Origin of the sequence: Coprococcus sp. TF11-13 (assembly GCF_003481085.1) — a bacterium.
GTDB classification, from domain to species: Bacteria; Bacillota; Clostridia; order Lachnospirales; family Lachnospiraceae; genus Coprococcus; species Coprococcus aceti.
In genome coordinates this window covers 1-21,441 of the sequence record NZ_QUKK01000009.1, presented here as the reverse complement: position 1 = coordinate 21,441, position 21,441 = coordinate 1, and the positions used below count along the sequence as shown (strand labels likewise).

The following is a 21,441-nucleotide window of genomic DNA, read 5'->3' as shown; positions in this document are numbered from 1 at the left end:
CAAAGAGACAGCTAAAGAAGCGGTGTATCGGAAGAAAAAAACTCCCTTATATAATATAATACATGGTAAGTAAGACAGATGTATTTATCAAGTATGGGAGGTGGCACATATGGCAGGATGCAGAGCGCATTACAATATATATGCATGGATAATTGCTGTGGTTATGTGCGTCTCATATCTTGGAGTTTGTGGGCTTTACAACCCGAATGTCAGGAATTATTCTGCGCATTCGGTATCATTGCTTGGTGAGAGTCGGGGAATAGACGCCGGGAACAACGATGTGCTCATGGTTGACAGTTCTGCGGGGCTTGTGATCCAGACAAGAAACATACGGACTGGAAATTCAGAAGAATCCATAGACGATACATGGATGCTGTCGGCGGTTCTTGCGGCATTGCTGTTGAGTCTGATATTCTGTGTATGTGCATCTGCAGGCAGATATCCCGAGATGACAAACAGCCGCAGATGGATACTCCTGGAATATATACACAGGTCAGACGGGAAGAAACGCACCTTCATTGGGAATTAAATGTAATAGAGATTACCAGTGAAGGAGAGATAATTATGGCAATGGATATATTGGCTTATACATTTGGGGTTATAGCACTTGCAGCAGCAATCAAATGCTTTGTGGACGAAAACTGGGGTGAGAAGATGCACCGTGAATCAGAGGATATCACGGCTCCAGATGCAAAAGACATGACTCAGGATAAGAAGGCAGCTTAGATGATAAGCAGTTTAACCAGACAATAAAATAGAGAGAGAATTATTGATCCCACAGATATTATTATGGATATCTGTGGGATCATTTTTATTTTTTCATCCGGTTAAGCTCCGGTATTACGGTTAACAGCATTGTGAAAAAGCATGCGCTTCCTCCGAGTATATTTGATATAGGTTCAGCCATGAATACGCCATTTGTTCCGAGATGGAAAGCATACGGCAGCAGGTATGTAAGAGGGACTACGATGATCGCCTTTCTGAGCAGAGAGAAGAAAATCGCCTGCTTTTTCTTGTTCAGCGATTTGAAAGTAGTCTGGCCGATATACTGAAGCAGCATAAATGCAAATGCAGCGAAATATATTTTGAGAGCCGGGATGGAGTCACTTATAAGTGAACTGTCTGAGCTGAATACAGATATAAGTGCTCCCGGAGCAATCAGGATGATTCCCCATGCTATGACCATATATATCACTGCAAGCAGAGACATGATGGCTATGGATTTTTTGACATGATCGGGCTTTCTGGCTCCATAATTGTAGCTGATGACTGGGGAAGCACCTTCGGCTATTGACCAGATAGGAGTTTCGACGATCTGTCTGACGCTTGACACGATGGTCATGACTGACACATAGACATCGCCTCCGGTACGTGACAGGACACTGTTACAGCATATTGATACAAGGCTGTTTGTGAGCTGCATCACAAATCCAGCGGTTCCCAGACTGACAATATCCTTTGCATATGTCACACACTCCCTGAATTGTCCCAATGAAAGCAGCTTTACCTGCAATTCGGCTTTGTTCTTCAGAAAGTAGAGGACAAAAGCGGCAGACATGATCTGCGATATCACGGTGGCTATGGCCGCACCTCTGACGCCGAGATGTAGGACAAATATAAATACGGGATCGAGAATACAGTTGGCGGCAGCACCGACGGCCACTGTCAGCATACCTGTTACAGAATATCCCTGTGCATTGATGAATGGGTTCATGCCTGTTGATACCATGGATGGCAGAGTGCCAAGCAGATATATCATCATATATGGGTACGCATATGTGAGTGCGCTTTCCGATGCTCCGAACAGGACCAACAGCGGTCTTGCAAATATCATACCGACAGCCATGAGAATAATGGCAGCACCACATAACATAGTGAAGGCTGTATTCATTATGGTATCTGCGGTTTTATCATCCCCCATCCCTCTTCTGATTGAGAACAGAGGGGAACCGCCACTGCCAAACAGATTGCTGAAGGCAGTGATTATGATGGTGATCGGGAAACAGAGACCGACTCCGCCGAGAGCAGCGGTGCCCACATCAGGTATTCTTGCTATGTAGATCCGGTCGATCACGTTGTACAGCAGACTTATGAGCTGAGCCACTAGCATAGGCATGGCCACACCGAGTATATTTTGAGTTATCTTTCCATTTTCAAAGTTTACTCTTTTCATAGATTTCATTCCTTACAAAATGTATTGAATAGTTTACTTTCATATAATAGAACTGCAGTTAAAAATAATCAATAGACGTATATGGGGGTGTGTTATAGATATGAAACTACCTTCTCAATCATATTTTGTTTAAAATGATTAAAAAATAATTAATATTTAACTAAATTAAGTTTGACTATTAGGTAGAGCTTAACTAATATGAAAACAGAAATGTATAATGTATATAGAACAAATGGAATGACAGGAGACAATATTATGAAGATCAAGCCAAATGATGTTATGATCAGGTATACAGGACGTATTGACTGGACAGATGCGGAGAAGCCGGTGTGGGTATATCCTTGTACATCTGCGGAGATGAAATTTACGGGTAATACTCTTAAGATAAAGGTGTCCAACAGGAATAACTATTGGGACAATTATCTTGGATGTATAATCGATCAGTCGCAGAGAAGTTATCTTTTAAATAAAGAGGGAATTACGGAACTTGATATAGTTGTTCCGGATAACGATACAAATGAACATTGTGTGCTGTTCTTCAAGAGACAGGATGCATGTCATGAGGTAACAATACTTGAGTATGAGATCGGAGATGGGGAGAGACTTCTTCCTTTGAAACCGCTGTCAGGCAGACGAATAGAGGTGTATGGAGATTCGGTGTCAGCGGGTGAAGTATCTGAGGCTGTCGACTTTGTTGGAAAGGAAGATCCGGTACACAATGGCGGTTATTCTAATAGCTGGTATTCGTATGCGTGGATTACTGCAAGAAAGCTGAAAGCACAGATTCATGACATAGCCCAGGGAGGGATAGCTCTCATGGACAGGATAGGATGGTTCCAAGAGCCGAATCAGATTGGCATGGAAAGTGTGTGGGATAAGGTTCACTACAACCCTACATTTGGTCCGGTGACACAGTGGGATTTCTCCCAGTACACACCTCAGGTTGTTATAGTTGCTATAGGACAGAATGACAACCATCCGTATGATTTTATGAAAAATGACTATAACGGCAGGCAGGCGGAAACGTGGCGTGACCATTACATGAAATTTCTGGGAAAACTCAGGAAGACATATCCGGATGCACACATAATCTGCTGTACCACACTTCTTTGTCACGACTGTTCATGGGACAAGGCTATAGATGAAGTGGTTGACACTATGAATGATAAAATGATAACTCATTATGTATATGGAAGAAACGGATGCGGCACGCCAGGACATTTGAGGATACCGGAGGCGTGTGAGATGGCAACGGAGCTGGCCGAATATATAGAAGGTCTCGAAATTGAAGGGTGGAATTAAATTATATCCTAACTTAGAGGTAATATAGGATTATTAATGAGCTGATGTTCAAATATGGAGGATAAACCATGGAAAATTATGATCTTGAAAGAATAAAATCAGTTATACAGCGCGCCCAGAGTGGACAGGAACTTACAATAGGGTTCCTTGGCGGTTCGATAACGCAGGGAAGTTTGGCGACGGAGCATGAAAATACTTATGCATACAGGGTATACAAGTGGTGGTGTGATACATTTCCACAGGCAAAGTTCAATTATGTGAATGGCGGAATCGGCGGCACAGACTCATACTATGGTGTGTCCAGGGCTGTGACTGATGTGCTCATGTACCAGCCGGACTTTGTGGTTGTGGATTTCAGTGTAAATGATGTGGATAACATATACTGTGAAGAGACCTTTGAAGGTGTGCTGAGAACACTGCTTTGCTGGTCATCAAGACCGGCGGTGGTGGTGCTCAATAACGTTTTCTACGACACGGGTGTAAGCACCCAGGATATTCACAACAGACTTGCAGATCACTATGGAGTGCCACATGTGAGCGTGCACGACACCATATACAGGCGGATGAAGGCGGGAGAATATAACAGGATCGACATAACCCCGGATGGACTTCATCCAAATGACAAGGGACATGGCCTGGTAGCCGGTGAGATAACAAAGTTTCTTGAGAGAATTATGGATGATCTCATACAAGATGAGAATTTGGCTAATGACTCAAATACGGATACCGCAGATGCTGGCGCGGACACAGAGAATGATATCCAGGACGAATCAGCCTGCTCATGTGTACTTCCTACCCCTGTTACCGCAAATGCTTATGAGTATGCAAAGAGGCTTACCATACGCGAGATATGTCCTAAGCTTTCAGGGTTCAGGGCTGATACTCATGAGAAGATGGGACACCTTGATCATTTCAAGAATGGATGGACAGGTGTACATGCCGGTGATAGCATAACATTTGAACTTGAGGGAAGCTGCATAGGAATTCAGTACAGAAAGACAATATCAAGACCTGCTGTCAGGGCTCAGGCTGTGCTTGATGGGGACGTCGAGCACCCGGTTTTATTGGATGGCAATTTTGATGAGGACTGGGGTGACTGTCTGTATATAGAGCCTGTGCTTCATCATGGTGAGAAGAAGAAACACACACTTGAGATAACGGTTCTTGATGATGAGTGTGCCGGCACTACACCATTCTACCTTATGGCGGTAATAGCTGTCTGATAGGACAGTATCCTTGGTAGAGTTGATGTGTTGACATTACAACTGTTGTAAGGTTTAATATCATGTGGGGACGGAGGTAACGGACGCCCTCCGTCCACATCAACATGAAAGACGAGGCCATACAAATCAATGGAAAAGAACCTTACGACCGGCAGTGTGCCAAAGACGATGGCGTATTTTGCACTGCCTTATCTATTATCTTATTTTCTACAGACTCTATACGGGATGGCGGATCTGTTCATCATAGGGCAGTTCTGTGGCAATGATGCCGGGGCCACCACAGCGGTGGCAAATGGCTCCCAGGTCATGCACATGCTCACAGTTATTCTGGTGGGACTTGCCATGGGAACCACAGTTGTCATAGGAAAAGCAGTGGGGGCGAAGAAGCTTCGGGATGCACAGGCGGCCATCGGAAATACAGTCACCATCTTCATGATAATATCAGTATTGCTTACAGTAATGCTGCTCATTTTTATAAATCCAATAGTTGCAGTTATGGATACCCCGGAGGAGGCTGTCAAAGGAATCACGGATTATCTGATAGTCTGCTTTATAGGAATTCCATTTATAACAGCATACAACGTGATAAGTTCCATATTCAGGGGACTCGGCGATTCCAAAAGTCCAATGTACTTCATCGCGGTTGCATGCGGCCTTAATATTGCACTTGATTATATATTTATAGGCGTCTGCGGCATGGGCCCTCTTGGCGCAGCACTTGGAACAACGCTGGCACAGACCTTCAGCGTTATAATATCATTTGTGGCGATAAAGAGAATGAACACAGGGCTGAGACTTACGAAAAATGATTTTGTTCCGAGAAGATCTGTGCTCGGAGAGATCGTAAAGATAGGTCTTCCGGTGGCTGTTCAGGACGGCTGTATACAGATAGCATTCATCATCATAACCGTCATTGCGAATAAACGTGGTGTAAATGACGCGGCGGCAGTGGGCGTTGTGGAGAAGATGATAAGCTTTATCTTCATAGTTCCATCGTCAATGCTCGCCACAGTATCGGCACTTGCCGCACAGAATATTGGCGCAGGAAAGCATGACCGGGCGGAGCAGATACTAAGGTATGCACTGGGGATCATAGTGGTATACGGAGCCATAGCTATTGCGGTAGTTGAAATATTTGCACCGGAACTTGTGGGACTCTTTAGTAAGAACAAAGTAGTTGTAGCGATGGGAGTTCAGTATATCAGCAGTTATATAGTGGACTGCGTATTTGCGGGAATACATTTCAGTTTCACCGGATATTTCTGTGCCTATGGCAAATCCTATATAGGGTTTATTCACAATATGATAGCCATAGTATGTGCAAGAATTCCGGGATCATATCTGGCATCTGTCATGTATCCAGACACCCTGTTCCCGATGGGATTTGCGGCACCGGCTGGATCATTTATATCCATAGTGATATGCGTGGGAGCATTTGTGTGGATGAAGAGGCGCGGTACGCTGTATAAGGCCAACTTATAAGAGATATGTATTGGGTGATAGGAATGTTTATTGTGCGTTCATTTCGTAAAGCTGCGACTTGTAAAAAGTTATATAAACTTATATAAAGTTATAAAAATTTATATAACTTTACATAAGAGCAATAGAAGGATAGTAATTATATCTATACAAGGAGGAGCTATGGGGAATCCATTTACATTGTCATTTGGAAAGAAACCGGTGCAATATATTTCGAGAATAGCGCAGACAGACAGGATAATAGATGATTTCAAGGCTGATATCTCGTCAAATCAGATATTTATGATAACCGGAGTTCGAGGCTCGGGTAAGACAGTCATGATGACGAATATATCTTCGGAGATTGGAAAAGATGAGAACTGGATAACGGTGGAACTCAATCCCAAGAGAGATCTGCTGCAGAGCCTTGCCTCCAAAATATACAGTATACCGGAGATGCACGCCAGGTTCATAAGTGCAAAACTGGACTTCTCTGCATTTGGACTCGGTGTGTCCATAGAGAATTCGGACCCGGTCACAGACATTGAAAATGTTCTTGAATGCATGCTGGATCATATAAAAAAGGCTGGCAAAAGGCTGCTCATAACAATAGATGAGGTCATAAATTCTGAATATATGAGGATATTTGCAAGTTCATTTCAGATATTTGTAAAGCACGATTACCCGATATATCTGCTGATGACAGGATTATATGACAATATATACGAGCTTCAGAATGACAAATCTCTCACGTTTCTGTACAGAGCACCAAAGATAATGCTTGAGCCGCTTAATTATGTTGCGGTGCGGAGACACTACATGGATATATTTGGCATAGATGCGCAGTATGCAGAAAGGATGACGGCGCTTACCAAGGGGTATCCATTTGCGTTTCAGGTACTGGGTTATCTGTATTGGGAAGAGCGCGATACGAAAACTATTGATCAGATATTGCCTGAATATGACCAATATCTGGAGGAGTATGTATATAGCAAGATATGGTTAGAACTGTCAGAGCTTGATAAAAAGATACTTCTGGAAATCTCTGTAAGTAAAGAGAGCCGTGTCAAGAATCTGCGGGAGAAGCTGGAAATGAAATCAGAGTTATTCTCAGTATATAGAGCGGTTGAAGAGAAAAGGGGTTGTCGATACCAGAGAGTATGGCAAGATAACCCTAGCACTTCCAAGATTTGATGAATTCGTGAAATTACAGATGATATAATGAGCGCAAGTGAGCCAACATGCTTGCATGATATAATGAGCCGCTCATCAGTCGTGCGGAATATCATGGAATCTACCGTCCAGCTCCTCGGTCTTGACCACGTTGATAAATGCGTGCTCATCGATCCCACGGATCATCGGTATGAGCTCACGCTTCGCTTCCGAGTTGATGACGGAGTAGATGAGGGTTTTCTCCTTCTCCTCGTAACATCCGACACCCTTGAACAGAGTAGCGTCATGGTGAGTCAGGTCGCTGATGGCGTGGTAGATCTCATTTGACTTGTCGGAGATGATGAACAACGTTTCTTTCTTATATCTCTTATACAGAAGCTGGATCACCTGCGTGCTGCAGAACTGGTAGATGATGGAGTACAGAGCCTTTGACCAGCCGAACAGTGCACCGGCGGCGATCAGCATCACGATGTTTCCGAGCAGTATGTAGTTCCACGCATCTATACCCTTCTGGTGGGACAGGAATATGCTGATGAAATCAGTTCCCCCGGTGCTGGTTCCAACGTTCAGGCACAGGCTGATGGCGAGTCCGTTGATGAGACCGCCGAACAGGCTTACAAGCATTATGTCGTCAGTGAATACATATGATGGCAGGATATCCACAAATATACTCGACAGAAGTATGACTATGATCGAATAGAGGGTGAATCTTTTGCCGATATATTTGTATGATATGTATGTGGGAAACAGATTCAGCCCAATGTTGAAAACTGCAAAAGGCACGCTTATGTGCAGAAATTTTATTCCAATGTTCTGGAGAAGCAAGGATGCTCCGGAGAACCCGCTTGGAAACAGCCCTGCGGTCTTGGCAAAGCATCGGAGATTCCATGCGTATAGTATAGATGCAAATACGACGATGAACAGGCGAAATACCTGATAAAATCTTGGGTGTTTTAACTCTAGAGATTGAAACATAGCGGTACCTCCTTTGTAAGTGTCACTGTAAAATGCGGTTAATTTTCAAATGGGCGAACCCTCAAAGTCACGCCTAAATCCTTGCATATCTGGCGGCATAGCTCGATCTTATCCTCGGGCATGACCTTGTCAACAACTGTCATGACAACGTGTGGCACGTACCTTTTGGCAAGAACGGCAAAATCCTTGATGGCCGCGTAGGACTGAATCCCATAGCGTGATCTGGTCAGCTCAAGAAATTCATTTTCATCAGGGGCGTTCAGGGATATTGATACAGTGTCGAATCTGCCCTCAAGCTCTGGTGTGACATCTCTCCCATATATAAGATTGGCAAGTCCGATGGTGTTGAGACGGACTTTGAGATTGGGATATGTGTTTTTCAGTGAATCGATCACCGCGCATACGTCTTCCAGTCTCTCAAGAGGCTCGCCAAATCCGCAAAATACAAGTTCATTTATGACACTCAGGTCATACTTTGAGAAAAGTTCCAGAACCTCTTCTATGGAAGGCTCGCCATCCTTCAGCCAGAGAGTATTGTTCTCCTGCTGCTTTTTTGTCTGCCTCAGGCAGAACACGCAGCTGCAGGGACATTGGTTAGTCATATTCACGTATATATTTTTACCGGTGAGGTCCCCGCTCTCTGCTATGTCGAGGTAGCCCTCCTCACCAACTTTTCCGGTCACAGTGTATAAAACCATAGTTGAATCTCCAATCGTTTAAGTTATTCCTCAGTCAGATCCTTCATGTACATCTCAAAGCACAATCCCCAGTTCTCCGGAACATTGTTCTCAACGCAGTAGCTTATGCACTTTGATACATATGAAGCGGCCTTTTTCACGGACTCATAGACGCTGTGTCCGTTCAGATACATACCCGCAATGATGGCTGCGATCACATCTCCAGTGCCGCTCCTGTCGCCGCCGATCCTGTCAACCATGACCATCTGGAAATCCTCATCCTTGTTGTAGATGAAGTTGGCTATCTGAGTCTTATTGAAATGTATTCCTGTCACAACGATATGTTCCGGTCCCTGCTCCGCCAGGGTCATGCACATTTGCCTTAGCTCGTTCACGGTCACAGTGTGCTCCGGATATGGAAGATCAAGGAGGGTGCAAAGCTCCGTCAGATTAGGAGTGATAATGTCGGCATATTTTACAAGCTCCTTCATCTTGCTGCACATAGACGCGGTATAGGTTGGGTACAGCTTGCCGTAGTCACCCATGACGGGATCGACGATAACAAAATTCTTCTCGTTTTTAAAGTATTTGATAAAGTCGATAACTATATCAACCTGTTCCTCAGAGCCGAGAAATCCTGTGGATATGGCATCGAACTGCAGATCCATATCTTTGTAGGTCTGGATGTAATCCCGCATTTTGGGTGTGTAGTCATCAAAGTAAAATATAGGAAACTGTGTATGTGTAGATAGTATTGCTGTTGGCACAGTGACAGCCTGGATCTTCATGGCGGACACTATCGGTGCCATGACAGCGATGGAACATCTTCCGAATCCTGTAACATCATTTATTAGAGCGATTTTTTTCTGCATCTTAGTTCTCCAAATTCAATAAATATAGTAGATTTTATCATCAAATACAGGTGTGTTCAATATTTGAATTCCGTCAGATCAAGTGAAATTTATGTGCAAAAGGGAGAGAATATGTAAAATTTCCGCATTGCCCCATATCTTGATAAGTAGTAAAATATAGGCAAATTTTGTATGGCTGGTGTTCAGGAGGAATGAGTATGAATGAAGTCGTTTTGAAGATATATGTCTTTTCGTCAATTATAATAGCCGCCATGGATATTATACTGGCGATGAAATCCATAAAAAAGAATAAGACGACGGGAAGGTTTCTGGGGCTTGCCTGCATAGGAGCAGCTATAGTTGATATCAGTTATCTTATCAGCATTATAAGCGATTCGTATATGGCCATGTCCGTCATGTCGAGTATATATTTTGTAAGCATTGATTATATGCTGGTATGTCTGCTCATATTTACTGTTTATTTTACAAACGGACGTTTTTCAAAGTATGGAAAGGCGGCGATAGGCTTATGCTTTTTTTACTGTCTGTATGAGCTTGTAATATTTGCCATAAACCCATTCAAAAATATAGCGATAGGGTATGTCAGAAGGGACACCGTCATAGCAAAATACAGCTATGATATGAAGCCGCTGTATGATATGCATCTGGTTTTTTCATATGCGCTGGTGGGTGTGGTACTCATACTCCTTGTAAAGAAGCTTTGCACGATTCCGCATGAATATCGTTTGCAGTACAGCAGTGTCATTCTGGGACTCTCTGTGCTCGTTGGGATAAATGCAGTATTTCTCTATGTTCCGGGTGCTGAGGTGTACAAGCTCCTGGATTATTCCATCTGCGGCTACAGTCTTACATCATATATTCTGTACTGGAGCTGCTTTAATTATTCAACCCACGGAATGCTCAACAAACTAAAGACGAATATATTCGAGAATATAGGTCAGGGAATAGTTTTGTTTGATTATGACAATCATTTGATCCTGCACAATGACAGAGCGGATGATTTTCTTGGAAAGGAGTTCCTCTGCAGATGTGAGAATCTTCAGCAGTTTCTTGAGACGTACGATCTGTCCGTTGATCTTGCAGCTGATGATGACAGTTTTTCTCTGCAGTGTTATATAAAAGGTGATGATGGAGACAGACCTTTAAGGTGTGATATCAGAAGGCTTGACAACAAGGAAGGCCGCAGACTTGGTCAGATGTTTGTATTTTCTGATATATCTCTGGAGACGGATATGCTTACAGGATTTCAGAAATGGGATAGCTTTCAGAGACTTGCCATGGAAGAGGTGGACCATTTTACGTTTCCGGTTGGAGTGGCAATATGCGATATCAACGGATTGTCTGTGATCAACAGCACCCTGGGTAATCAGGCGGGTGACCAGAGGATAAATGCACTTGCGGGCATCATGAGAAAGAACTTTCCAGAGAGAACATATTATGTCAGGGGTATTGATGCGCACCTGATAGCACTTTGCAGTCACAGCAGTGAGGAAGAGATGGCGGCATGTGTCGAAAAGGTCAAAGAACAGTATGATGGAAGTATACAGTATGCAGTGGGGGTGGCTGCGGATGAGGGACAGAGCATCGTCGCTGCAATCACTGATGCGGCAACAGCCATGAAGACAAAAAAGCTTGTGGACAGTGAATCATCGCACTCAGATATGCTGACATCGCTTATAAGGGCTCTTGAGGAGTGCGACAGCGATACGGAACAGCATGTGCGTCGTACACAGGAGCTGGGGGCTGAGCTTGGCAGACGAATAGAGCTGTCAGATAGCCAGCAGAGCAAGCTGGCGCTGCTCTGTCTGCTCCATGACATAGGAAAGGTAGGAGTTCCTATGGAGATACTTAACAAACCGGGAAAACTCACGGATGAGGAATGGAAGATCATGCGTTCCCACGTTGAGAAGGGTTATGAGATCGCCATGAGCAACACAGAACTCAGACAGATCGCGGAGGAGATAAGGCATCATCATGAGAGATGGGATGGAAATGGATATCCGGATGGACTGAGCCGTGAAAGCATACCGGTTCTGTCACGTGTGATCGCGGTGGTCGATGCATTTGACGCAATGATCAATGACAGACCTTACAGAAAGGGCATGCCGATATCAAAAGCGATAGAAGAATTAAAGAGCTGCGCGGGCAGCCAGTTTGATCCATATATAGTTTCGGAGTTTATAAGGCTTGTATCAGAGAAGTATGCAGATTCGCTGGCAGCTGACTCAAAGCAAGGGGCTGCTGATGGTGGTGTCGGTGCAGATGGTAATGGAGAGAATGTTGGTGATCGAACTGCCCCAGGAGATGGTCTGGCGGACGCTGATGGTGATGGCGCCAGCACAGACGACGAACAGACAGAGATCCGGATTATGGCGCGCAGACAGATGGTGGATTCTACTGAATATGGCAAGGATGCGTTTCGTGTACATACAGTCAAATATAGCAGATATCTGGTGGATGAAAACTGGAGGATCATATCTGTAGACGATAATTTTGAGGAGCTTACGGGTTACAGCAAGGAGGACATAGAGAATAATATCATAACCCAGATCGACCTTATACCGGACGAGGATAAAACAGAATATCTCTGTCAGGTAAATGCGAATCTGGCAAAGAGCACATTTGTATTTCAGGAACACAAGATACACCGGAAGGATGGCAGGGATATATATGTATTATGTACTGGAAGAATGTTTTATGATTCGGCACTTCAGAAAGACAGAGGAGAAATAGTAATAGTGGATGTATCAAGTACATATGCTTTGAAGATGCTGACAGATGCGGAGCAGAATAAGGCGGATGTGAGACTCAGAAACTGGGAGAATACCTATCGTACAGATCCCCTCACAGGACTTTTGAACCATGCGGCATTTAGAAGTGACATGGAGCAGAGACTTCTTGAGTGTACGCACACAGCGGTGATGATCATGATGGATGTGGACAAATTCAAGCAGTACAACGACACTTACGGACATCACAACGGTGACAAATATCTTGTCCTTGTGGCACAGGCACTGCAGGCAGCACTTCGCGGTGATGACCATGCATGCCGTATGGGCGGTGATGAATTTGCAGCTATGCTGTTCTTCAACAAGAGTGTGTCTGATGATGTGATAAGGGAACGTGCCCAGCAGATATTTGACAAGGTGAACCTGACTGTGAAGGCCACAGAGGGAGGAACAGGAATCTCCATGGGTGCGGTGATCGCAAGAACTGAACTGACATTCAACGAGATGTATGAGGAGGCGGATAACGCCCTCTATGATGTTAAGGAGAGTGGAAGAGGCAGGATTGAGGTGAAGAGGCATGGGGAGTAGATTTAAGGGTGCATGATTTGTGAAAGTGACGAGGTATTGCTTATGATAAAACGAAAATTTGCAACATTTATGTTGACATTAATACTGGTGATGACAGGTGTATCGACGATTCGTGTGATAGGCTATGCGCAGGAAGAATCTTCTGGTTCATCAACAAATCCCCAAGATGGAGTTACAGAATATAAGTACAGTGCTGAAAGTGATTCTCAAAAAGGTGTCGCATTAAAGGTTGAATGGAACGAACCCAAATTAGGAGAGGATACAACATTCCACGTTTCGGCGGATGGTGGCAGTGGCCGGTATTTGTTTAGAATGGATGCACCGAGTTATTCCAACCCGGGTGAGTATAGTTTTGAATCCGTGGCGGATCCAAGCCGCGGAGCGTGGATTCAATACACAGATGAGTGCGAATCTCACGACTTTGAATTCACAATGGCTGCTTCGGGAGTCTATAACTTCAGGTTTTATGTAATGGATAAAACCTCAGGGGTCTATTATATGCGTGTGAGCACAAATATACAGGTATCTGACAGGGCTTATCCGAGCGTGGGTGACATCGTGAATGCTGCGGTAAAAAAGTGCAGCAAGGAGACTGATGGTTCAGACTATGAAAAGGCATTGTGGCTGCATGACTGGCTGTTGCAGCAGCTTGATTACGATCATTCCCTGAAATGGTCTTCGGCAGAGAGCGCACTGACACGAAAGCTGGGGACATGTCAAGCCTATGAGAGTGCCTATTCAAAACTGCTTACTGCAGCCGGCATAACAAATGCTGAGACAAGGGATACCTATGATGGACATACCTGGAATGCCATGAAGCTGGATGGCAAATGGTATCAGGTGGACTGTACATGGGATGATACAAAAGACAATTATTATAACTTTGATCCTACGCATTTGTATTTTGGACTGACGGATGAACTCATGGCGTTGGCACACAACGGTCATAATAAGATTTATATGGCAAGCGGTTATGGTACACGTTCTACAAGCCTGGCAGACAACTACTTTGTCAGAAACGGAGATGCCGCAAAGTGGGCGCGGGCCTACGCTGACAGGATTCAGAAAAATCTCAATGCAGGTAAAACCAAATTCGAAGTTAGCACTGACAATGCGTCATATCCGCCGAGCATTTCGGGTATTCAAAATGGGATTATCGCATATGCCTTAAATCAGATGACGTGGAAGGCGGGAAGTAAAAAAGTTACATTGCGTGTGGCGGGAGCATCCACCAAGCTTTCTTTTACTGCAAAATATACGGACACAGTAAAGCGCGTGAGAATAGCATTTGCTCCAAATGGAGGGCGTGTGAGTTCTGGAAGTAAGACAGTCATTTGTGGAAAAACTTACGGAGCACTGCCGGCACCGACCAGAAGGGGATATACATTTGCAGGCTGGTACACAGCAAAGAGTGGCGGCAGCAGGATCGGCAGCAGCTCGGTTGTGAGGACCACCAGGAATCAGACATTATACGCAAGATGGAAGCTGGTAAAGTATAAGATCCAGTACAGGCTTGGCAAGGGGACAAACAGCCGGTCCAATCCAGCCGGTTATACCGTCAGATCTAGGACTATAGTCTTGAAGAAGCCGGTCAGAAAGGGTTATACATTCAAGGGGTGGTACAGCGATCCAAAATTCAAGAAAAAGGTTACGAAGATTGCAGCCGGCAGCACCGGCAGCAGGAAACTCTATGCCAGGTGGGTGAGAAAATAAATTCGTATAAATCGATGCAAAACGAAGAATAGCCCCTTTGTTGTCGAATTGTGAAAAATATGCGATAATGAGTGCTGGAGAAAATATTTGGCGCCAAGGAGGCATAAAGGGGATTATGGCAAAGATTGCGTTTTGTGATGATGATGTTTCTGTGCTTGCTGAGATGCAAAGGCTTATGGAACAGTATTGTGCGGAGAGAGACTGCAAAATAGAATACAGTATTTTTAATCATCCTTTTGACCTGGTGGCGGAAATAGAGAAGGGAAACAGATATGATATCCTGTTTATGGATGTCTTGATGCCGGGAGAGAATGGAATTGAAGCGGCAACGGAGATACGAAAATACGATAAAAACGTCAAGATCATATTTGTCACTTCGTCCTCTGAGTTTGCGGTGCAGTCTTACGTTATAGGTGCATACTATTATCAATTAAAGCCCATCTGGGCAGAGAGCTTTTTCCGTTTGCTTGATTCTGTGCTTGCAGCCTGTAAAAAGGAGGCGGAGACCAGCCTCATTCTGCGATGTAAGAGTGGAATCACCCGTATAGATATAAAAGCCCTGGAATATTGCGAAGTCATTCACCGCACCCTTATATTTCACCTGAATACAGGAAAAGTACTGGAAAGCGCCGGCAGCATGGATGAGCTTGTAAAGCAGCTTTCCACGTATCCTTTTTTTCACAGACCTCACCGTTCTTATCTGGTAAATCTGGAATATGTGCAAAACATAACATTTAGGGGGATTACCATGTCTAGTCTTGCAGAAATACCGGTTCCACGGGGAAAATACAATGAAGTAAAGGATGCATTCCTTGAATATGCGTTCCAGAACAGGCAGGTAATGATATGAGCCTATATATTTCGCTTCTTAACAATATGGCTGTGAGCTTTTTTGGGGGAATATTATCAGCGTCTTTTTGTAATGCGCTGTCCACCAGGAAAAGAAAACTCATTTTCATAGGATGCATGGTTTTACTCCCGCTGATACAGAGCATATTATATTTCAGCAAGGGCGCTGATTTTGTAAGACATATTTATCCGTTGGCGGTGCATCTTCCATTGGTCATTGTTCTCTGGATGTTGACGGGAAAATTGCTGTGGTCTGTTTTTTCTGTACAGGCGGCATACTTGTGCTGTGAACTTAGAAGATGGGTTGCACTTGCCACAGTTGCTGCATTTTCGGGAAGGCAGATGATGCAGGATATTACCGAACTTGTGGTTACAATCCCTGCATTGCTGCTTCTGCTTCATTTTGTGTCACCTGCAGTCAGAGGATTGTCAGATAAAAGTCTCAGGGAGCAATGGCAGTTTGGAATCATACCGGCGCTATATTATGTATTTGACTATTTTACAATAGTGTATACGAACCTTCTTTTGAGTGGTAGTTACGTTGTAGCGGAATTTATGCCTTTTGTATGCTGTGTTGCATATCTGGCCTTTCTCTTATATAACTCCAAAAAGGAACAGATGCAGAATGAGATGAAGCTGATCCGGAATAATCTGGATCTGCAGTTAAGTCAGGCGGTGAGGGAAATCAGCAGTCTGCGTGAGTCGCAGACATTGACCAGACAGTATCGCCATGATATGCGTCATCACCTGCAGTATGTGTCTACATGTATAGAAAATGGTGAAGTTGAACAGGCGCAGGCTTATATATCGGGAATATGTAAGGAGATTGAGGCGCAGAAGGTCCAAATATACTGTGAAAATGAGGCAGTGAATCTGATCCTATCTTCATTTGCGGGTAGAGCCAGGAAGAAAGAAATTGAAATAAAGATACAATGTGCAATTCCCGCAGATCTTACGGTGTCGGAAAGTGATCTGTGTGTGCTCTTATCTAATGCCTTGGAAAATGCCTTGCATGCATGTGTGCCTTTGGCTGCAGAGGGAAGATCATGCGAGATTGATGTGAATTTTTATGAAAGAAATAAACACCTTTTTTTACAGGTGGTAAATGACTGTAAAGCTCCCATAAAGTTTCAAAATGGAATACCTGTGTCTGATATGGAAGGACATGGTATAGGCGTTCAGAGCATATGTGCGATCGTGCAGCGTTACGGCGGGGTTTTCAGCTTTGCAGAAAATGATGGCAAGTTTACGCTCAGACTGTCATTGTAAAAGAGTGTCGATTCGATACATTTTTGGTACGATTCGTGCATTTAGACCTCACTGATTGCAAATACATAATAAAATATACTCAGATTATGTGATTGCAATAAAGAGGAGGAAATTATTATGAAAAAGACAATGAAAAAACTGATGGTTCTCATAATGACCATGATGATGGGAATGTCGCTGGTGGCGTGCGGCGGTGCAGATAAGCAGCCTGCGATTGATGCGTTCAATAAGACAAGTACATCTTTTAATGAGGTTGCAAACATTATCAACGAAAATCCACAGGCTTATGATCAGGATTTGGTTGATACAATGGTCGACATGGCCGGAGTGCTCAATGAGCATAAACAGATCTTAGAGAGCGATGATGATGTTGAGGAAGAAAAGCTTCAGGAAATGATCGACTGGTATGGTACGGTTGATGAGTGGGTTGCTCAGGTTAAGGAAGAAATTTCAAAATAGTTTATTATTAGATCATGTGGTGAAGACTGTATACCAGAGGGGCGGGCGCATTGGAGTGCCTGCCCTTTTTTAATAGCAAAAATTAAATTTCTCTTGCTATATTGCAAAAAGACGTATAAAATGCATGTGTATTTTTATGTTTTATATCTCAGTCTGGACTCTCTATCTTCGACGGAGATATACACTCCGTGAGTATTGCTGAGCCGCTGATATGATATATGTCAGCAGAGCTGACTGGCAGCTTGCGGCAAGATTCGCCAGCGAATCTTAAGAAGAAAGACATTCAAATAAGAATATGGCAAAGGAAATAGTGGAATTATGAAAAAGGTAGTAAAATTTGGCGGAAGTTCATTGGCAAGTGCAGAGCAGTTTAAAAAGGTTGGAGCAATCATCACATCAGATGAGAGCCGTGTATACGTTGTTCCTTCTGCACCTGGAAAGAGATTTTCAGATGATACAAAGGTAACAGATATGCTCCTTCATGTGTATGAAACTGCGAAGGCAGGGAATGATTTCACAGAGGAAGTGAAGGCGATCAAGGCCAGATATGATGAGATCATCACAGGCCTTGAGATTAAGGATTTTTCACTTGATAAGGATTTTGAGGAGATTACAAAGCAGTTGGAGGATCTTACCAATCCGGACCCAATGTGCACACTGGACTATGTGGCATCAAGAGGAGAGTTCCTCAATGGTAAGATTATGGCTGCATATCTTGGCTTTGAGTTTATAGATGCTGCAGAGGTTATCTTTTTCAATGCAGAGGGCAATCTCAATAGCTATAAGACGGAGAAGGTACTTGGTGAGAGACTTGCCAAGACACAGCATGCGGTTGTTCCAGGATTCTATGGACTTGGCAAGGATGGCAAGGTAAAGACATTTTCCAGAGGCGGTTCAGATGTAACGGGCTCGATAGTCGCACAGGCAAGCAGAGCCGATGTATATGAGAACTGGACAGATGTCTCAGGCTTCCTTGTAGCTGACCCACGTATTGTTCCAGATCCAAAGCCGATCAAATATATTACTTACAGAGAGCTTCGTGAGCTTTCATACATGGGTGCATCAGTTCTCCATGAGGATGCGATATTCCCTGTACGCCACTGTGGTATCCCAATCAATATCCGCAACACAAATGCGCCTGAGGACGCAGGAACATGGATCGTTGAGAGTACCTGCCAGAAGCAGGATTATGTTGTAACAGGTATTGCAGGTAAGAAGGATTTCTGTACAATATTTATTACGAAGGCTATGATGAATTCAGAGATAGGATTTGGAAGAAAGGTGCTTCAGGCATTTGAGGAGAATGATATCTCATTTGAGCATATGCCATCAGGTATTGACACGATGACTATCGTAGTTCATGCAGATGAATTCGTACACAAGGAGCAGAGAGTTATATCTGCCATCCATAGACTTGCAGAGCCGGATTCAGTTGAGATTGAGTCAGGACTTGCACTTATAGCTGTTGTAGGCCGTGGGATGAAGTCAGCAAGTGGTACAGCAGGCAAGTTGTTCAGTGCACTTGCAAAGGAAGGCATCAACATAAAGATGATAGACCAGGGTTCATCAGAGCTGAATATCATAATCGGAGTAAAGAACAGTGATTTTGAGACAGCCATAAAGGCAATATATAACACATTTATAACAGACAAGTAATAACAGATTGCTAAGCATCGTAGGGGTGGGCACGTATTGATAATGCATACCTTTGCAGAATGGGGCAGCACAGGGCAGAATATGGCGGAAAACCTCCAAACTGATGTAAGATAAAATTACTCAGTTTGGAGGTTATTTTTATGGCAATAAGAAAAAACAGCCCACAAAAAGCAGCAATGAGAGAAATGACGGTAGAACTGTTCACAAGTGTTATGGTATAATTTGAATGCAAATTGAGCAAAAAATCTGGGGAAACGTAATCATCAATGTGTAAAATGTGATAGTCATGAGGAAAAAACGAGAATTACCGAAAGGGTGTGGGAGGCATTGTGCGGGAAGAGGACCAAACAACTAGTAGCCTTGGCTGTATTATTTGTTCTAATGTTTATTGGTGGATGTTTTTTTGTGAAAGCCAATCAAGCAAAGGAATTTGAGAAAAACGATTATGGGGTGTTTTTAAATGCGGACGCCTCATCTTTGGAACGATTTAAAATGTATGAAACGATTGTAATTGATGCACAGTATTTTACAAAAAGGGATATTGAATTGCTCCATCAAAATGGAACAGTCGTATATACATATCTAAATATTGGGTCGATTGAAAACTTCAGGGAGTACTATACAACCTATGCGGAACTGGCAATCGGTGAGTATGAGCACTGGGAGGAAGAAGAATGGGTAGATGTAGCAAACCCAGACTGGCAGAAGTTTATAGGACAGCTTTCTCAGGAACTATATGAAAAAGGTGTTGACGGATTCTTTATAGATAATTGTGATGTATATTATTACGATCCGCACGAGAGTATTTTTGAAGGCATTACAGCGATTCTACAAAACATAATGACGTTTGGAAAAGCGGTCATCATCAACGGTGGAGATACTTATGTGGCGAAATATAGGGAACGCTATGGGGCGATTGATCAGATTATGACAGGTGCAAATCAGGAATCAGTATGGAGCAGTATTGATTTTGATAGCGGAACTTTTGGTGAACAAACGAGCGAGACGAGAGATTATTTCTGCAAATATTTGGAAACGTGCAAGGCGGATGGGGTGGAAGTGTATCTGTTGGAATATACAACTAATCAAAAACTGATTAAAAAAATAAAAGAATACTGCAAGGAGCAAGATTTCCATTTTTATATTTCCAGTTCCCTTGAACTTAGATAATGAGTGTTGAGAAATACGAAAAAGATGAGCAAATTAAAAAAGTTCGACCTATGAATACTAGCAGAGAAGGTGAAATTTGATTAGGCGACTGCGCTCAACTCTATCATCGAAGCGGGATGCCAAAGTGAGAATGCTGCTGTTGCTGAAGAAAAAATGTAAAGAAAAATAGTGACTGGGTATGCGATTGCTTTTCCTGGAACGGGATATTGATAAGGCACTGCGTAGAATGGCACTGGAAGAAGAGAAGCGCAGGACAGTCCGCTATCGCTTCTGCCGCCTACCGAGCCGGGGAGTGTTGCACCCGGCATTTCAGATGGCGGTGGATGATGACATTCTTGTAAAGAATCCATTCGGATTCCAGCTTGCCGGGGTATTGGTAAATGACGCAGTTACAAGAGAGGCAATCACAAAAGACCAGATGAGAATGTTCCTGAAGTTTGTGCATGACGATGTGGTGTACTGTAAATATTATGAAGTGGTGTACATACTCTTTCATACGGGAATGCGAATATCGGAATTTTGTGGACTGACGTTGAAGGACATTGATCTTGAGAACAGAACTGTAAATATTGACCACCAGTTGCAGAGAACATCAGATATGCGGTATATCATAGAAACCACAAAGACGGATGCCGGAACAAGAGTATTGCCAATCACAGAGGAGGTGGCACAAATGTTTCAGGCAATCATTGAGGACAGAAATGCACCGAAAGTGGAGAAATCCATAGACGGATATAGCGGATTCCTGTTTTACGATGATAATGGAATGCCACTTGTTGCGATGCATTGGCAACATCGATTCAATCATATGGTCGGCAGATACAATGACATCTACCGGGTGCAGATGCCAAATATTACACCTCATGTATGCCGACACACCTATTGTTCGAATATGGCAAAATCGGGAATGAATCCAAAGACATTACAATACCTCATGGGGCATTCGGATATTAGCGTTACCATGAATGTGTACACGCATATTGGGTTTGATGATGCAGAGGAAGAATTGAAACGGATGGAAGAGTTTAGAAAGGCACAGGCGGAGGTTGAAAAGAAGGACGAAAAACCGATGTCACAGAAGATGTTTAAGGTAGTTTTGATATGTACCCTCTTTACTGGACAACCAGTAAGGAGGGTATTTTTATGCGTTATAGT

The 21,441-nt window shown here is 43.5% G+C and carries 17 protein-coding genes and 1 pseudogene; 14 read left to right on the top strand and 4 right to left on the bottom strand.

What is annotated here, in order from left to right; genetic code table 11:
* The first annotated feature begins 109 nt into the window (after positions 1–109).
* Both DXD11_RS12525 and DXD11_RS14360 read left to right on the top strand, forming a co-directional pair.
* Positions 110–529, top strand: a complete 420-nt coding sequence (locus DXD11_RS12525) for a hypothetical protein (protein ID WP_055147572.1) — start codon at positions 110–112, stop codon at positions 527–529.
* Positions 530–564: 35 nt separating this feature from the next.
* Positions 565–726, top strand: a complete 162-nt coding sequence (locus tag DXD11_RS14360; protein ID WP_015533608.1) for a hypothetical protein — start codon at positions 565–567, stop codon at positions 724–726.
* Between the two features lie 85 nt (positions 727–811).
* On the opposite strand, the gene DXD11_RS12520 is transcribed toward DXD11_RS14360, so the two are convergent.
* Entirely contained in the window at positions 812–2,173 is a 1,362-nt protein-coding gene (locus tag DXD11_RS12520) for an MATE family efflux transporter (protein WP_022216274.1), read from the bottom strand.
* Positions 2,174–2,428: 255 nt separating this feature from the next.
* Between DXD11_RS12520 and DXD11_RS12515 the strand changes: the two genes are divergently transcribed.
* From DXD11_RS12515 to DXD11_RS12500, 4 genes are all read left to right on the top strand, one after another.
* Positions 2,429–3,475 (top strand): GDSL-type esterase/lipase family protein, encoded by a 1,047-nt coding sequence (locus DXD11_RS12515; protein ID WP_117550973.1) that lies wholly within the window; start codon positions 2,429–2,431, stop codon positions 3,473–3,475.
* Positions 3,476–3,543: 68 nt separating this feature from the next.
* A complete protein-coding gene (locus tag DXD11_RS12510) occupies positions 3,544–4,698 on the top strand; it encodes an SGNH/GDSL hydrolase family protein (protein WP_117550971.1) in 1,155 nt (384 codons plus the stop codon).
* Positions 4,699–4,827: 129 nt separating this feature from the next.
* Complete coding sequence (locus DXD11_RS12505) at positions 4,828–6,180, top strand: MATE family efflux transporter (RefSeq protein WP_117550970.1); 1,353 nt, start codon at positions 4,828–4,830, stop codon at positions 6,178–6,180.
* A 159-nt stretch (positions 6,181–6,339) separates the two neighbouring features.
* Complete coding sequence (locus DXD11_RS12500; protein WP_242992711.1) at positions 6,340–7,350, top strand: KAP family NTPase; 1,011 nt, start codon at positions 6,340–6,342, stop codon at positions 7,348–7,350.
* Positions 7,351–7,425: 75 nt separating this feature from the next.
* Here DXD11_RS12500 and DXD11_RS12495 read toward each other — a convergent pair whose 3' ends face one another.
* Genes DXD11_RS12495 through DXD11_RS12485 form a run of 3 tightly spaced genes read right to left on the bottom strand, consistent with a single transcriptional unit; the run spans position 7,426 to position 9,853 of the window.
* On the bottom strand, positions 7,426–8,304 hold the full coding sequence (locus DXD11_RS12495) for a YitT family protein (RefSeq protein WP_117550968.1): 879 nt from the start codon (positions 8,302–8,304) through the stop codon (positions 7,426–7,428).
* A gap of 38 nt (positions 8,305–8,342) precedes the next feature.
* Positions 8,343–9,002 carry a TatD family nuclease-associated radical SAM protein gene (locus DXD11_RS12490; RefSeq protein WP_117550966.1) on the bottom strand — a complete coding sequence of 220 codons (660 nt, stop codon included), beginning with the start codon at positions 9,000–9,002 and terminating at the stop codon, positions 8,343–8,345.
* Between the two features lie 23 nt (positions 9,003–9,025).
* Positions 9,026–9,853, bottom strand: coding sequence for a pyridoxamine kinase (locus DXD11_RS12485; protein ID WP_118017137.1), 828 nt, complete (start codon positions 9,851–9,853; stop codon positions 9,026–9,028).
* 197 nt (positions 9,854–10,050) lie between these two features.
* On the opposite strand from DXD11_RS12485, the gene DXD11_RS12480 reads away from it, so the two are divergent.
* From DXD11_RS12480 to DXD11_RS12445, 8 genes and pseudogenes are all read left to right on the top strand, one after another.
* Complete coding sequence (locus DXD11_RS12480; protein ID WP_118017139.1) at positions 10,051–13,170, top strand: diguanylate cyclase domain-containing protein; 3,120 nt, start codon at positions 10,051–10,053, stop codon at positions 13,168–13,170.
* A gap of 42 nt (positions 13,171–13,212) precedes the next feature.
* Positions 13,213–14,883: an InlB B-repeat-containing protein gene (locus tag DXD11_RS12475; protein ID WP_243003534.1), complete on the top strand. Its 1,671-nt coding sequence runs from the start codon at positions 13,213–13,215 to the stop codon at positions 14,881–14,883.
* A gap of 115 nt (positions 14,884–14,998) precedes the next feature.
* Positions 14,999–15,733, top strand: coding sequence for a LytR/AlgR family response regulator transcription factor (locus DXD11_RS12470; protein WP_117874485.1), 735 nt, complete (start codon positions 14,999–15,001; stop codon positions 15,731–15,733).
* Between the two features lie 278 nt (positions 15,734–16,011).
* Positions 16,012–17,001: a sensor histidine kinase gene (locus tag DXD11_RS12465; RefSeq protein ID WP_243105869.1), complete on the top strand. Its 990-nt coding sequence runs from the start codon at positions 16,012–16,014 to the stop codon at positions 16,999–17,001.
* A 117-nt stretch (positions 17,002–17,118) separates the two neighbouring features.
* The gene (locus DXD11_RS12460; RefSeq protein WP_022216291.1) at positions 17,119–17,460 is read left to right on the top strand and encodes a hypothetical protein; all 342 of its coding nucleotides are present in this window, start codon (positions 17,119–17,121) and stop codon (positions 17,458–17,460) included.
* 318 nt (positions 17,461–17,778) lie between these two features.
* On the top strand, positions 17,779–19,116 hold the full coding sequence (locus DXD11_RS12455; protein WP_117550958.1) for an aspartate kinase: 1,338 nt from the start codon (positions 17,779–17,781) through the stop codon (positions 19,114–19,116).
* A 405-nt stretch (positions 19,117–19,521) separates the two neighbouring features.
* Entirely contained in the window at positions 19,522–20,286 is a 765-nt protein-coding gene (locus DXD11_RS12450) for an endo alpha-1,4 polygalactosaminidase (protein WP_243003535.1), read from the top strand.
* A gap of 286 nt (positions 20,287–20,572) precedes the next feature.
* Positions 20,573–21,441: pseudogene (locus DXD11_RS12445) on the top strand (site-specific integrase); the annotation flags it as partial.

Bases quoted from the DNA above. Each gene is read 5' to 3' on its own strand.
- DXD11_RS12455 (WP_117550958.1), top strand. From the start codon at position 17,779: ATGAAAAAGGTAGTAAAATTTGGCGGAAGTTCATTGGCAAGTGCAGAG.
- DXD11_RS12505 (WP_117550970.1), top strand. From the start codon at position 4,828: ATGGAAAAGAACCTTACGACCGGCAGTGTGCCAAAGACGATGGCGTAT.
- DXD11_RS12485 (WP_118017137.1), bottom strand. From the start codon at position 9,853: ATGCAGAAAAAAATCGCTCTAATAAATGATGTTACAGGATTCGGAAGA.
- DXD11_RS12475 (WP_243003534.1), top strand. From the start codon at position 13,213: ATGATAAAACGAAAATTTGCAACATTTATGTTGACATTAATACTGGTG.
- DXD11_RS12490 (WP_117550966.1), bottom strand. From the start codon at position 9,002: ATGGTTTTATACACTGTGACCGGAAAAGTTGGTGAGGAGGGCTACCTC.
- DXD11_RS12470 (WP_117874485.1), top strand. From the start codon at position 14,999: ATGGCAAAGATTGCGTTTTGTGATGATGATGTTTCTGTGCTTGCTGAG.
- DXD11_RS12480 (WP_118017139.1), top strand. From the start codon at position 10,051: ATGAATGAAGTCGTTTTGAAGATATATGTCTTTTCGTCAATTATAATA.
- DXD11_RS12520 (WP_022216274.1), bottom strand. From the start codon at position 2,173: ATGAAAAGAGTAAACTTTGAAAATGGAAAGATAACTCAAAATATACTC.
- DXD11_RS12500 (WP_242992711.1), top strand. From the start codon at position 6,340: ATGGGGAATCCATTTACATTGTCATTTGGAAAGAAACCGGTGCAATAT.
- DXD11_RS12515 (WP_117550973.1), top strand. From the start codon at position 2,429: ATGAAGATCAAGCCAAATGATGTTATGATCAGGTATACAGGACGTATT.
- DXD11_RS12460 (WP_022216291.1), top strand. From the start codon at position 17,119: ATGAAAAAGACAATGAAAAAACTGATGGTTCTCATAATGACCATGATG.
- DXD11_RS12525 (WP_055147572.1), top strand. From the start codon at position 110: ATGGCAGGATGCAGAGCGCATTACAATATATATGCATGGATAATTGCT.
- DXD11_RS12510 (WP_117550971.1), top strand. From the start codon at position 3,544: ATGGAAAATTATGATCTTGAAAGAATAAAATCAGTTATACAGCGCGCC.
- DXD11_RS14360 (WP_015533608.1), top strand. From the start codon at position 565: ATGGCAATGGATATATTGGCTTATACATTTGGGGTTATAGCACTTGCA.
- DXD11_RS12495 (WP_117550968.1), bottom strand. From the start codon at position 8,304: ATGTTTCAATCTCTAGAGTTAAAACACCCAAGATTTTATCAGGTATTT.